The sequence below is a fragment of the Kitasatospora sp. YST-16 genome (genome assembly GCF_026802215.1).
Lineage (GTDB): Bacteria > Actinomycetota > Actinomycetes > Streptomycetales > Streptomycetaceae > Kitasatospora > Kitasatospora cineracea.
On the sequence record NZ_CP113837.1, the window covers coordinates 6,876,406 to 6,889,892 of the forward strand.

Annotated in this window: 9 protein-coding genes; 6 read left to right on the forward strand and 3 right to left on the reverse strand. The window is 73.4% G+C overall.

Annotation, left to right across the window (positions count from 1 at the left end; all coding sequences use genetic code 11):
* Positions 1-80: 80 nt before the first annotated feature.
* The 4 genes from OU787_RS30935 to OU787_RS30950 are packed head-to-tail and all read left to right on the forward strand — an operon-like array spanning position 81 to position 2,915.
* A complete protein-coding gene (locus tag OU787_RS30935) occupies positions 81-1,013 on the forward strand; it encodes a 3-oxoacyl-[acyl-carrier-protein] synthase III C-terminal domain-containing protein (protein WP_268661337.1) in 933 nt (310 codons plus the stop codon).
* Positions 1,014-1,049: 36 nt separating this feature from the next.
* On the forward strand, positions 1,050-1,352 hold the full coding sequence (locus OU787_RS30940) for an acyl carrier protein (protein WP_030463844.1): 303 nt from the start codon (positions 1,050-1,052) through the stop codon (positions 1,350-1,352).
* 4 nt (positions 1,353-1,356) lie between these two features.
* Positions 1,357-2,166 (forward strand): hypothetical protein, encoded by an 810-nt coding sequence (locus tag OU787_RS30945; RefSeq protein WP_268661338.1) that lies wholly within the window; start codon positions 1,357-1,359, stop codon positions 2,164-2,166.
* A 14-nt stretch (positions 2,167-2,180) separates the two neighbouring features.
* The gene (locus OU787_RS30950) at positions 2,181-2,915 is read left to right on the forward strand and encodes a 4'-phosphopantetheinyl transferase family protein (protein WP_268661339.1); all 735 of its coding nucleotides are present in this window, start codon (positions 2,181-2,183) and stop codon (positions 2,913-2,915) included.
* Between the two features lie 74 nt (positions 2,916-2,989).
* Here the strand turns inward: OU787_RS30950 and OU787_RS30955 are convergent, their stop codons facing one another.
* From OU787_RS30955 to OU787_RS30965, 3 genes are all read right to left on the reverse strand, one after another.
* Entirely contained in the window at positions 2,990-3,493 is a 504-nt protein-coding gene (locus OU787_RS30955) for a GNAT family N-acetyltransferase (RefSeq protein WP_030463847.1), read from the reverse strand.
* A complete protein-coding gene (locus tag OU787_RS30960; protein ID WP_268661340.1) occupies positions 3,490-4,794 on the reverse strand; it encodes a DUF6271 family protein in 1,305 nt (434 codons plus the stop codon). The genes OU787_RS30955 and OU787_RS30960 overlap by 4 nt, the downstream gene beginning before the upstream one ends.
* Before the next feature lie 629 nt (positions 4,795-5,423).
* Positions 5,424-8,321: an AfsR/SARP family transcriptional regulator gene (locus OU787_RS30965; RefSeq protein WP_268661341.1), complete on the reverse strand. Its 2,898-nt coding sequence runs from the start codon at positions 8,319-8,321 to the stop codon at positions 5,424-5,426.
* A 448-nt stretch (positions 8,322-8,769) separates the two neighbouring features.
* Here OU787_RS30965 and OU787_RS30970 point away from each other — a divergent pair, with 448 nt between their 5' ends.
* Positions 8,770-9,435, forward strand: coding sequence for a helix-turn-helix transcriptional regulator (locus tag OU787_RS30970; RefSeq protein WP_123560967.1), 666 nt, complete (start codon positions 8,770-8,772; stop codon positions 9,433-9,435).
* A 181-nt stretch (positions 9,436-9,616) separates the two neighbouring features.
* Positions 9,617-13,432, forward strand: coding sequence for an alpha/beta fold hydrolase (locus tag OU787_RS30975; protein ID WP_268661342.1), 3,816 nt, complete (start codon positions 9,617-9,619; stop codon positions 13,430-13,432).
* Positions 13,433-13,487: the final 55 nt, after the last annotated feature.

Below are 13,487 nucleotides of genomic sequence, written 5' to 3' on the forward strand. Positions count from 1 at the left end.
CGACGGCAACGGGGTGAGGGAGAGGGCTCCGGATCGGTGATCGCTTGTGCGACCCACGGAGCGTGGGAATACTAACCGGGGTGACCGCACTGGAGGCAGTGGCCGTCCACCTCCCCCCGCGACTCGAACCGATCGAGGACGTGGGCGCCAGGATCGGCCTTACCCCACGTCAACTCCGACTCTTCCGCCGCTTCCACGGCCTGGACCAGGTGCGCCTGGACCCGGACGGGACGCTGCTCGACCTGCTGGACGCCGCCGTCCGGGCCCTGCCCGAACTGCGCGGCAACGAACACCGGATCCGGTACCTGCTGCACGCCCGCAACACGCCGGTCGCCGTGCCCTACCCGCTCAACCCCCTGCACCAGCTCCAGGAGCGCTTCGGCCTCACCCACGCCGACGCGTTCACCGTCACCCAACAGGCATGCGCCGCCTCCCTGCTGGCCATCGACCTGGCCGGGCGGCTGCTGGCCGACGACGGCGACCCGTCGGCGCTGGCCCTGGTGCTGGCCGGAGAGAAGACCTTCACCCGGGACGCCCAACTGCTGCCCGACACCACGATCTTCGCCGAGGCCGCGACCGCCTGCCTGGTCAGCCCCGGCGGCGACCGCAACCGGGTGCTCTCCTACGCGGTCCGCCAGCGCCCCGAGTTCTACGGCCGACCCGCCGAGGACCCGGAACTGATGGTCCGCTACCAGCGGGAGTACCAGCCCGCCCTGGCCGAGGCGGTCGAGGCCGCGCTCGACCAGGCAGGTCTGGACCTCTCCGACATCGCGCTGCTGCTCCCGCACAACGTCAACCAGGCCTCCTGGCGGATGACCTGCCGCCAACTCGGCTACCCTGTCGAACAGGTGGTCCTGGAGAACGTGGCCGCGGTCGGCCACAGCTTCGCCGCCGACGCCTTCGTCAACCTCCGCACCGCCACCACCGGCGGAGCGCTCCGGCCGGGCGACCACTACCTGATCGCCGCCGCCGGCATCGGCGCCACCTTCGCGGCCATGGTCCTGCGGCACTGACCCGCCGCCTCCCACCCACCCCTGGACGGTCCACCCATGTCAGAAACCACCCTGCCCGCGAGCGAACCGACGGCCGACCCCGAGGTGCGCGAACGCATCCGGCGCGGCATCGAGGACGTCCTGCCCCGCGTCCTGGGCGTCGAACTCGCCGACATCCCGGAGAACGCCTGCTTCTTCGACGACTACGGCCTCACCTCCTCCGGCATCGTCGAACTGGTCCTGGACATCGAGGAGACCCTCGCCATCCAGATCGACGTCGAACACCTCGTCATCGACGACGTCCGCACCGTCGACAGCCTCACCGACTACGTCGTCGGACACCACGCCGACGAGGACTGACCCGATGCCCGCCGAGACCCGCGGCCTGCGCGTGACCAGGGCGGTCGCCGCCGGAATCGACGGCCGCTCCGCCGCCGCGCTCCACCCCGACCTGCGCACCTTCACCGCCGACCTGGTCCGCCCGTACGGCCTGCCGCTGCGCGAGGACCTGCTGGCCGAAGGCGCCGGGCACGACTACGCCGAGATGGCCGCCGGCCTGCTCGAACGGGCCCTGCCCGGGGGCGAACCCGCGGACCTGCTGATCCTCGCCTTCTCCTCCCCGGACGTCCGGCCCGCCGCCCCCGCCTCGCTCCGGCTCAGCCGCCACTGCCCCGGGCAGCCGACCGCCTTCGCCGTCTGCGACCAGGGCAGCGCCACCGCCTTCGCCGCGCTGCGGATCGCCGCCGCCCACCACCGCACCGGCGGCTGCCGGCGGGCCGTGGTCGTGCTCGCCGAACAGAGCGCCCTGCACCACCGGCCCGCCGCGCCCGTCGAACTGCCCGCCGAGCACCGCGCCGTCGTGCTGGTCTGCGAGGAGGCCCCGGGGGAGGGGATGCGGGTCCGCCAGCAGGCCCAGCCGGACGGCGCGCAGGCGCTGCGCTCCGTCCGCGAGGAGCACCGCGCGCTCGGGCCCGGCGCCGGACTGCTGCTCGCCGCCGACCTGGCCTCCCACGGCAGCCCCGAGCACGCCGAAGGCACCGCGGCGGCCCGCCCCGGACAGCCGTTCACCGGCGTCTGGAGCCTGCTCGCCGACCGCCTCCCCGGCGACGGCCCGCTGCTGGTCGCCGACCACGACCGGCGCCTGGGCCGGCTCAGCACCCTCACCCTGCCGTGAACACCGTCCCAGCCGTGAACACCGCCCCTGCCGTGAGCACCGTGCACACCGCCGGGCCGGGAGCCGACGTCATCGACGCCTGGAGCATCCCCACCGACCAGCCCCCGGACGTCGTCCACCGCCTGTACGGCCTGCTCGACCCCGGGGAGCGGGAGCGGGCCGACCGGGCCCACGACCCGGTCGAGGGCGGGCGGTTCGCCGTGGTCCGGGGCGCCGTCCGGCTGCTGGTCGCCGAACGGCTCGCCGTCGCGCCCGCCGACCTGGTGTGGCACTACGGCCCGCACGGCAAGCCCGCCCCCGTCCTCCCCCCGGCCGCCGAACCGCTCCAGGTCAACTGGTCCGGTTCGGGGGCGCTCGCGCTGCTGGCCCTCGCCGTCGGCCGCCGGGTCGGCGCGGACGTCGAACAGCTGGCCCGGCCCGGCGTCGGCACGCGGATCGCCCGCCGCCACTTCCCGGCCGCCGACGCCGCCCTCGTCCTGGACGCCCCGACCCCCGCCGACGGCGCCGACCGCTTCACCCGCCTGTGGTGCCGCCGCGAAGCCTGCGTCAAGGTGCACGGCGGCCGGCTCGCCCAGGGCCTCGGCCTCCCGCTGGCCGGTCCCTCCCCGCTGCGGCTGGCCGACGCGGCCCCGCTCGGCCCCGGCCCGCTCTGGCTGGCCGACGTCCCGGTGCCCGGCCCGTTCCGGGCCGCGGTCGCCGCCGACACCGACCGCCCCTTCACCGTCCGCCACCGCACCTGGACCGCCTGAACTCCCTCGCCGCGCACACGCATCGGGCCCGACCGGCAGCAACACCGGTCGGGCCCGAGGTCATTGACGGTCCGTCAGCCCACCGGCCTCGACATGTAGACCGCCCGCCGCCCGTAGGACGCGGGCACGGCCACCTCCCGGTGCGCGCGGTAGCCGTAGAAGCGCAGCAGGATGTCGGAGCCGCGCACCGCGACCATCGAGACCTGCGTGAAACCGCCCTCCACCGCCCGCGCCTGCGCGTGCTCCATCAGCTCCGCGGCGAGCTCCCGGCCGCGCAACTCCTCGGCCAGCACCAGGTCGTGCACGTGCAGGTTGTCCGAGGCGAACGCCCCGCCCTCCGCCACCGCGAGGTCCGGGCAGCGCAGCGGCGGGTACGGCAGGCTCAGCAGGTAGCCGCGGACGGCGCCGGTGTCGCGCTGCTCCAGCACGTAACAGGTCTCCGGCGAGCAGGCGACCCGGGACTGCAACGCCTCCCGGCCCTCGGAGAGGCCGTCGGCCGCGTAGGCGTCGTGCTCCAGCGCGACCACGGCGTCCCAGTCCCCGTCGGCCAGCTGCCGGATCAGGAACTCCCCGCTCACCCGGCGAGCCCCCGCTCGCGGGCCGCGGCCACCATCGGCGCCCAGTTCTCGATCAGCACCGCCCAGCGCACGGCGTCCTCCCGGGCCTCGTCCAGCAGCTGCTGCCGCTGCCCGGCCACCACGTCCGCCAGCTCGGCGTACTTGCCGCCCAGCTTGCGGTAGAGGCGGTCCACCTCGTCCAGGCAGGTCTCGTTGGTGTCCCGCTCCAGGTCGAAGGTGCTGCGCACCAGCCCGAGGATCGGCTCCACCCGCAACTCGTGCCGCTCGTCCAGCAGCCCGGTGCCCAGGTCGATCATCTGCCCGTACACCGGGTACAGGTACAGCATCGAGAGCAGCATCTTCACGAAGCGCAGCTGGTACGAGACGAACCCGGCGCCGATCCGGCGCTCGGGCGTGTAGTAGTTGACGATGTGCCGCTTGTGGATGACGGCGGGCAGCTTGGCGTGCACCAGGGCGTGCAGCAGCGCGTAGTCGGCGCCGATGGTGCGCAGCGAGGGCACCAGCGGCAGCACCTCGTAACCCCGGTGGTCGATGGCGACGTTGCACATGTAGACGTCCCAGATGTCCGGCACGCCGAGCACCGAGTCGGCCGCGTCGAACGAGTCGTGCTCGGCGCCCTTGAAGGAGATCTCGACCATCTCGTCCTGCTGCTCGCGGGTCCACACCCGCGGGGTCCACAGCCGCACCAGGTCCCGGTACACCTCCGGGTCCAGCTCGTTGATCTCGCCGATGTCCACGTTGAGTTCGCCCATGAAGGCGGCGCTGACCAGCATCACCGGCTTGTCCGCGTCCGCCGGGTCCAGCTCGGAGCGGGCCACCCCGGCCACCGCCTCGCCGGCCGGCTTGCCGAGCGACAGCAGCTCGTGGTGGATCGGGAACATCTTCGCGCCGTCGACCACCTGGTAGTCGAAGTCGTCGTTGCGCAGGTGCGCCGAGGTGCAGCCCAGCGCGGCCGCGCCCAGGAACACCCGGTTCACGCAGGAGCCGTACGCGACGTCCTGCGGCAGCATCAGGTCGAGCAGCAGCCCGGGGTCGGCGCCGCCGGAGCGCCGCGCCACGTCCAGGAAGAACGCGTGCTGCGCCTCGTTGCCGAGGTGGTGGACGAACACGCCGGGCGCGGGCGCCAGCGCGGCCACGGCGTCCGCGTTCTTGGCGAACTCGGCGGCCACGGTGGTGTCCAGGACGAGGAGGTGGACCTCGACCCCGAAGGTCCGGGCGGCGTAGGCCGCCTCCTCGGCGAGGTCCACGATGGTGCCGGGACAGGCCCGCATGGTGGGCAGGGCGAGGCAGACTCGTTGCATGGTGTGGGAATCTCCGTCTGATCGTCAGATTCGTTGCGGCGCCCGGCGGTCGAGCGGGGAGAGGGTGCCCTGACCGGGCCCGCCGTGCCGTCCCGGCCGGGCTCGCCGGCGGGGGCGGAGGGCCGCGGCGGCACCGTGGACGACCTGGTTTCACCACAGTGGACTAGACCAAACTGGGGTGTCAATGCACCGCCCCCGGGCGGCCCGCGACACCCGCCGACACTGCCCGATGGGGCAGCGGACCCTGCCCCGGCACGGCCCCGCCGCACGCCCCCCGCCACTCGGCCGCCCCGCCTGCTCTCGCCCCGCGACCTACCGCCAGCGCCCGCCCCGAACGGCCGCCGGCACGAAATGGTTCCCGCCGCCGGAGCCCCGCCGGCGAATCGGGAACGGTCCCGCCGAATTCGCCCCCGGACCGCCGGCCGCCCCGCGAAGCAATTCCCGCGCCGCCGAAGTCCGTCGAATGGCAACCCCGCCCCGGCGAAAGAACTCCACAACGCCGATCCGCCCGCTTACCGTTCCGTCCGAAATCAATCCGTGATGGTCGTTGCGCACCCTGCCGGGAAGATTTCCGTTGGATAACGGAGTGACGCGGGGCGGAACCGACCGCACGACCGGACGGACGCGCGCTAGGCCAGGCAGGCCCGGCCGCGGTGGTGCTCCCCGAGGTCGAACAGCGCGTGCCCGATCGCGGTCAGCGCACCGGCCTCGCGGTGCTCCAGGCCGACCTTCCGGGCGATCGCCAGCGCCTCCTCGGCCGCCTCCAGCGCCTCGGTCGGCCGCCCGGCGGCCCGGCAGGACTCGGCCAGCCCCACCAGCACGCCCGGCATCCGGTCCCAGGAGCCGAGCGCCCGCAGCGCGCCCAGGCACCCCCGGTAGTCCGCGCACGCCGCCTCGAACCGGCCCATCCCGTGCAGTGCCGTCGCCCGGGCGTAGAGCATGTGGACCTGCCCGACGAAGTCGCCGAGCTCCCGGAACGTCGCCAGGCTGCGCTCGGCCCGCCGCCGGGCCGACTCCGGCCGGCCCACCGCGACGTCGGCCAGCGCCGCCATCCCCTCCACGAAGGCGTGCGCGGACCGGTTGCCCAGCTCGGCGCTCAGCGCGACGGCCTCGTCGCACCAGGCGGCGACCTCCTCGTCGCCGCAGTGCGGCAGGCTGGTCAGCGCCAGCGCGGCCAGCGCCCCGGGCAGCAGCACCGCCTGCCCGGTCCGCCGGGCCAGCGCGATCACCCGGACCGCCTCGTCCCGGGCCTGCCGGGTGCGCTGGAACTCCCGCTGCGCCCACATCAGCGTGTAGCGGGCCCGCGCCTCGCTCTCCGGCAGGCCGGCCGCCCGGGCGGCCGAGGCCAACCGCCCGGCCAGGTCGCACAGTTCGGGCACCGCCATGCCCAGGTCGATCAGCTGGATCAGTACCAGCGCCAGGTCCGCGAGCACCGCCAGCGGGCCGTCCGGCTCGCGGGCGGCCTGCCCGGCCACCGCCAGCACGGCGGGGATCTCCCGCCGGGCCCAGCGCAGCCCCTCGGCCGGCCCGCCGAACCGCGGCCCGACGGCCTCCGGCGCCACCAGGTCGGGGAACGGGTAGCCCGGCCGGACCACCCGGTACAGGCCCGCCACCGTCGCCAGGTAGTGCCGCAGCAGGCGCTCCACGGCGGCCCGCCCGGCGGCCTCCCCGTCCACCTCCCGGACCAGCTCGCGCGCGAACAGCCGCAGCAGGTCGTGGTACTGGTAGCGGCCGGGGTACGGGCAGGACAGCAGCCCCAGGTCGGTCAGCGACTCGGCCAGCCGCTCGGCCTCCCGCTCCGGCAGCCCCAGCAGCACCGCAGCCGCCGCCGAGGACACGCCCGGGCCGTCCGGCAGCGACAGCAGCCGGAACGCCCGGGCGGTCTCCGGGTCCAACTGGTCGTAGCTGAGCCGGAACGAGGCGGCCACCGCCAGCTCGCCGGTCTCCAGCTCGGCCAGCCGCCGCCGCTCCGAGGCCAGCCGGTCCGCCATGTGCGCCAGCTCCCAGGCCGGACGGGCCGCCAGCCGGGAGGCCGCGGTCCGCACCGCCAGCGGCAGGAACCCGCACGCCTCCGCCAGCCGCCGGGCCGCCGCCGGCTCGGCCGCCACCCGCGCCTCCCCGGCGATCGCCGCGAGCAGCCGCACCGACTCCTCCGAGGTCAGCGGCTCCAGGCCGACCTGCCGGGTCATCGGCATCCCCGACAGCCAGGCCCGGCTGGTCACCAGCACCGCGCAGGAACGGCTGCCGGGCAGCAGCGGCCCGACCTGCCGGCTGTCGCGGGCGTCGTCCAGCACGATCAGCACCCGCCGGCCCGCCACCCGGGACCGGAACATCGCGGCCCGCTCCGCCGTCCCCTGCGGGAGCGCCGCGTCGGCCACGCCCAGCGCGCCGAGGAAACCGGCCAGCACCTCGCCGGGATCGGCCGGTAAGGCCCCGGCCCCGCGCAGGTTCACGTACAGCTGGCCGTCCGGGTACTGCCCGCCCACCGCGTGCGCGACGTGCACCGCGAGCGCCGACTTGCCCACCCCGCCCAGGCCCGACACCCCCACCACCGGCATCGCCGGGCCGCCGGGGGCCAGGTCCGCGCACAGCTCCGCGCAGAGCCCGTCCCGGCCGGTGTAGTCGGAGACGTCGGCGGGCAGCTGGGCCGGCGGGAGGGGCGAGGAACCGGCCGGACCGCCGCCCGCCCCGGGCCCCGGCGCCGGCGGCACGGGCGGCGCGGCCAGCTTCGGGTCGCCCGACAGGATGCCCACCTGGAGCTCGCGCAGCCGCGGCCCCGGATCGACCCCCAGCTGCTCCAGCAGCGTCCGCCGGGCGTCCGCGTACACGCCCAGCGCCTCGGCCTGCCGCCCGCTGCGGTACAGCGCCAGCATCAGCAGCTCCCGCACCGGCTCCAGCAGCGGGTACTGGTTGACCCACACGGTCAGCTCGCCGATCACGTCCGCGTGCCGGCCCGCCGCCAACTCCGCCTCCAGCCACGCCTGGACGGCGTGCAGCCGGCGCTCGACCAGCCGGGCCCGGTGCGCCTGGGCGAGCGGCCCCGGCAGCCCGGCCAGCGGCTCGCCGTGCCACAGCTCGCAGGCCTCCCGCAGCAGCCCGAGTGCCCCGGCCGCGTCCCCCCGCGCGCGGGCCCGGCCGGCCGCCGCGACCCGGTTCTCGAACACCTCGACGTCCACCGACTCGGCCGGGACCCGCAGCACGTAGCCGCTGCCCGAGGACACCAGCACCGCCGGGTGCGCCCGGTCCGGCTCCAGCACCCGGCGCAGCCGCGACACGTAGGTGCGCACGACGGTGGCGGCCCGGGCCGGCGGCTCCTCCCAGAGCGCGTCGAGCAGCTCGTCCACGGACACGATCCGGCGGGCCCGCAGCGCCAACGCGGTGAGCAGCGCCCGCTGTTGCGGCGAGCCGAGGTCCAACTCGCGCTCCCCGCACCAGGCCTGCACCGGTCCGAGCAGGCACAGCCGCAGCCGCTCCGGGCCGTCCGGATCCGGGCCCGCCCCGTCGCGGGGCCCCGCGCCGTCCGTCATCGGCGGACGGTGACGGACCGGCCCGCCGAGCCGCGACGCCGGGTCAAACGTGCACGAACAATCGTCGACGGGAGCTTTCCGGTCACGCGTCCTCGCCTATTCGATCTGCCGCGCTCGCGCGCGGAAAGGGCCGTGCCAGGGATCGTCCTCCCAGCGGGGCCGGAAAAGCAAACCGCACCCGTTCGGCCGCCGCCCGAGTACCGCTGCGGACGCCGGTGCGGATCCGTCAATCTTTTATTGATCGGCGGCGGATAGCGTGTTCCCCGGTGCACGTGTCCGCCGATCCTTCGGCGGACACGGGGAACTCCCGCGGTGTCAGCCGGGCCGCAGGAGGAGGAAAGACGGCGCCGCGTGCGGGCGGTGCCGGCCGACCCGGTTCTGACGGCGAGCCGCCGCCTGTGGGGGGTGGCGGACGCACCGTCAAGCGCAACGAAAGGAACCCCGCGCCGTGCTGCAGTACGCCGACGACGTCCGTACCACGACAACGACCCGACCGATCCCGGTGGCCGTCCACGCCCTGGACCCGCTCTCCCGCGCCGGAGTGGTGAGCTACCTCCGGCAGTGCCCGGAGGTCTCGCTGGTGGACGACGGCCACCAGGGCGGCACCGGCGTGGCCCTGCTGGTCGCCGACACCTTCGACGAGACGGCCCTGGCCGGCCTGTCCCGCCTGGTCAAGACCGAACGGACGCGGGTGGTGCTGGTCCTGGACCGGATCCAGGAGCCGGAACTGCTCAACGTCGTCTCACTCGGCGTCACCACGATCCTGTGGCGCCGCGAGGTGACGGGGGAGCGCCTGCGCCAAGCCGTCCTCACCGCCGCCCGGGGCCACGGCGACCTCCCCCCCGACCTGCTCGGCCGGCTGATCGGCTGCATGGGCCGCCAGCGCGGCGACGGCCCCGGCCCGGACGGCGCCCCCGCCGACCACGGCATGCTGCCGCGCGAGGTCGACGTGCTGCGCCTGGTCGCCGACGGCATGGACACCGGGGAGATCGCCGTCAAACTCCTCTACTCGGAGCGGACGATCAAGAACATCATCCACACCGTCACCACCCGCTTCCACCTCCGCAACCGCGCCCACGCGGTGGCCTACGCCCTGCGCGAGGGCTACATCTAGACCCCGCGCCGTCGGTGCCACGCCCCGGTACGGCGCTGCCACCAGCAGGTCGCGGCGCCGTACCGGTTCCCACCGGTCGGTGCGACGGGGAGCAGGGCGTCGCGTCGGCAGGTGATCAGGTGGTGCGGGAGAATGGACGCGCAGGCACCTGACACGTGCCACGGAGGACGAACACGGAGGCATGGTGGGGGTCGAGCATGACGGAATCGGTGTGGTGTTCGTCCACGGGCTCTTCTCGTCTCCCAAGACCTGGGACGCGTTCGTGGAACTCCTCGATTCGGACGAGGAGTTGTCGTTCGCCTCGGCCCTGCGGTTCGGCTACGCCTCGCCGAAGTTCCGGATCCGGCCCGACCGGCGCATCCCCAACTTCAATGACCTCGCCGGCCAGCTGAAGGCGTTCGTCGAGCACCAGACGAAGGGATACGACCGTTTGGTGCTGGTCGCGCACAGCCAGGGCGGCCTGGTGGTTCAGCGCTACCTCACCCAGATGCTCGCCCAGGGCCGGGGGCAGGAACTGGCCAGGATCAGGGGTGTGCTGCTGTTCGCCTGCCCGAACGACGGCTCGGGGTTCGCGTTGTCGCTGCGCACATCGTGGTGGCAGCTGAACTCGCAGGAGCGCGCGCTGCGGCCCTTCGACGAGCAGGTCAAAGACGCCCACCGCACAGTGATCAGGCAGGTCGTCAACGCCACGGTGTCAGGACCATCCACGAGTCCGATCCCGTTCTGGGTCTACGGCGGGACTGAGGACAACGTGGTGGTTCGAGCTTCGGCCCAGGGCGCGTTCCCCGATGTGGCGATGCTGCCCGGAGACCACTTCGGCATCATTCAGCCGGCCTCCCGCAAGGACGACTCCTACCTCGCTCTCCGGGAGCACCTCCTGGAAGTTCGACAGGCGAGGGCCGGCCGACCAAGCCCAGGCCCCTCCCCTGCCGGGCGGGTCGCTACCGTCACCCGCCCCGAGGCCCTCCAAGATGACACCCTGCTCAGCGTCGGGCCGGCCGTACTGGAAGTGCACCCCGCCGCTCTGCCCGGGGTCGACGCCGGTACGGCACAACACCCACTGCTGACCCCGTACTTGACCCGGAGCCATGATGACCTCCTGCGTCAAGTGCTGACCCCGGCCCTTGCGGGTGGGCCGTCCGTGCTGGCGATGCTGACCGGCGAGTCCTCGACCGGCAAGACCCGCGCCAACTACGAGGCGATCCTTGAGCTCGCGCCTGCCCGGCCGCTGTTCCGCCCCGCCACCGCTGACGACCTGCTCGCTCTGGTGACGGAGGGGCGGATCACCGCGGGGACGGTGCTGTGGCTGAACGAGAGCCAGCGGTTCCTCCACGGCTCCGCCGGGGCACGGGCGGCCGCAGCCCTGCGCGGGCTGCTGGAACGGCAGTCCGGAATCGCAGCCGTGGGAACCCTGTGGCAGGACCCTTACTGGGACGAGCTCACGCGGCAGGGCGTGCCCGGAGATCCGAACGGCCAAGCGCGAGCACTGCTCACCGGGCCGTACACTCGTCGGATCACGGTGGCAGCCGAGCTCTCGGACGACGACCGGACCGATTGGGAGGCCCTGGCCCGACAGCACTCGGACGGCAGACTGAGCCACGCCCTCGCGGCGGGGGCCAGTGACGGGCGGGTCGTGCAGCACCTCTCCGGAGGCCCGGAGTTGCTGGCCGCATATCTGGACGGCCCTGGTCACTTCTTCACCCATGCTGAGCACGCGGTGCTTACCGCGGCACTGGACGCCCGCCGCCTAGGTCACAAGTCGCCGCTCCCAGCGGTGCTGCTGGCCGATGCCGCCGACGGCACCCTGCCTGCCCGGCACTGCGCCGCTGAACCGGCCTGGACGCAGCAGGCGCTGTCGGCCCTCAGAACGGGAGTTCGCGCGGACGGCAGTCGTACCGACATTCGGTGCGCGCTCACCGCACTCACCGCTCCGCGCGTCGGTTCCGGTGCCACTGCAGTCTACGAGCCCGCTGACTACCTGGAGCAGCAGATCCGCAGCCACCGTGCAGACCAGCTGGGCAGCGTGGCACTGTGGGATGCCATGCTCAGGCACACCACCGCAGCCGACGACCTGCATCGACTCGAGTACGCGGCGCGCCGGCGCGGGCTGGTGAAGCTGGCGCTCCAGTTCGAGATCAAGTCCATCATGGCCGGTCACCACGTCTTCATCCGCAGCGTGCTCGGTGGCATCTCCACCTTCGGCGACCCCCAGAACGAAGGTCTCGGCTGGATCACCGAACAGGTCGATCCCACCGACCGGGACGCGGTGGGCCAACTGCTGTGCGAGGCGAGGGTGAAGGGTGTGCCCGAGGTGCGCACGAGACTGCTGAGCCGGATCGTCGCCGAGGCCGCGCACGGAGAGCTGCGCCGCATGGGGCGGGTGCTCGACGCACTGCGAACGGAAGGTGAAGTGGAGGCAGTGGCCGAGATCCTCCCCCGGATCGTCGCAGCACTCGACCCGGCAGACAGTACTGCGGTGGTCGAGTTCCTGGACGTTCTGGCGGAGTTCCGGGAAGGGCCCGGTGCCACACAGATTCCGTCCCGTCGCGCGAGGCTCGACAAGGTGCCGCCCGGGGAACGGCACGAATTGCCTCAAGAGCTGCGGGCCGTCGCTGACGAGGCGCTGGCAGCGGCGCTGGCCGGTGGCATGGTGGCGGAGGTCGATCTCTCGGAACCGCAAAACGTAGCCCTGATGCTCCGTCACCTGCGCATCGCCGGAGAGAACGAGGCGGTTGCGCAACTGCTGGCTCGTGATCCCGCCTCGCACGTCGATCTTCGTCGGCCCGCCGAGGTCGGGTCGCTCTATGTCGAACTGGTCGCCGCCGGGGCGAGCGAGGCCGCCGACACGTTGCTGGCACGTGACCCTGCAGCCAGTGTCGACCTTACCGATCCGCACTCCGTGGCCCTCGCCCTGGACACCTTCCGGATCGCAGGCGCGGACGGGGTGGTGGCGGCTCTGATCGCCCGTGGTCCTGCCACCCACGTCGTCCTCAACGATCCGATGGACATCGCCGAACTGCTCAGGGCCCTTCGCAAAGCCGATGCGCAGGTCGACATCATTGCACTCCTGGCACGCAACCCCGAGCAGCATCTCCCGCTGGACATGCTCGACCGGGACGACCACAGCTTCTCCACCCTGCTGGAAGAGCTGGAGGCCGTCGGAGCCGACGCATCAGCAGCCGCACTGCGAGCTCGGGGCGCGTCGCTCCTGTTGTCGATCAGCCGCACCGATCTCGACGCCTTCGTGAGGGCGCTGGACGAGCTGGGCAGTACCTTCTCGGACGGGGCCATGGCTGCCATGCTGGCCCGGATTCCCATTGACGCACTCGACCTCAGCGTTCCTCGTCCCGTCGCGCAGCTGATGCACACCTTGCGCAACGGCATGGCGTTTGAAGCCCTGGAGGCCTTGCTGGCCCGCGACCCCGGCGCCTGTGCCGACATCGCCGAGGCAGAGCACTTCGAGGACCTCGAGTGGGCCCTCGAGGTGTGGGGCTGTCATGACGAGGCGGTGGCCATGAGGGTCCGAGCGGCTACGCACGTCGATCTCAGCAAGACCCACCAAGTAGCAGAACTGACCCGCCAGTTCCGGCAGGACGACCAACCCGGGCCCCTGGCTCTCCTGCTGGCCCGCAACCCTGCGGCCCAGGTGGAGCTCACCGACCCGGGGGACGTGGCCTGGTTGCTGGACGAACTACGGGCCGCCGGTGCCGAGGAGGCGGTGGCCACCCTGCTGGCCCGACACCCCGCTGCCCGGGCAGACCTGTCCTCGCCCTGCAGCGGAGTCGGCCCCTTGGTGAAGGAGTTGAACCTGGCGGGCTTCGAGGAAGCAGCTCGTCGGCTCACCCGACGTGCCGAGAACGCGGGACTCGACAGACCCGAGGGCAGCTCGCTCCACGGCCGTGCCCCGGACGGCAGCCCAATGCCTCCTTGGACCTGGAGCGGTGTCCTCCTGGAGACGCTGCGCCAGTTCGGCGGCCAGACCTTGCCGGCGTGGTAGGCCTCTCGCTCCGCTCCAACCCGTCCTCGCCGTTGCCCCGGACAGCCTCGACCCG

Excerpts from the sequence above, each read along its gene's own strand:
- OU787_RS30940 (WP_030463844.1), top strand. The coding sequence starts at position 1,050 with ATGTCAGAAACCACCCTGCCCGCGAGCGAACCGACGGCCGACCCCGAG.
- OU787_RS30945 (WP_268661338.1), top strand. The coding sequence starts at position 1,357 with ATGCCCGCCGAGACCCGCGGCCTGCGCGTGACCAGGGCGGTCGCCGCC.
- OU787_RS30960 (WP_268661340.1), bottom strand. The coding sequence starts at position 4,794 with ATGCAACGAGTCTGCCTCGCCCTGCCCACCATGCGGGCCTGTCCCGGC.
- OU787_RS30965 (WP_268661341.1), bottom strand. The coding sequence starts at position 8,321 with ATGACGGACGGCGCGGGGCCCCGCGACGGGGCGGGCCCGGATCCGGAC.
- OU787_RS30975 (WP_268661342.1), top strand. The coding sequence starts at position 9,617 with ATGGTGGGGGTCGAGCATGACGGAATCGGTGTGGTGTTCGTCCACGGG.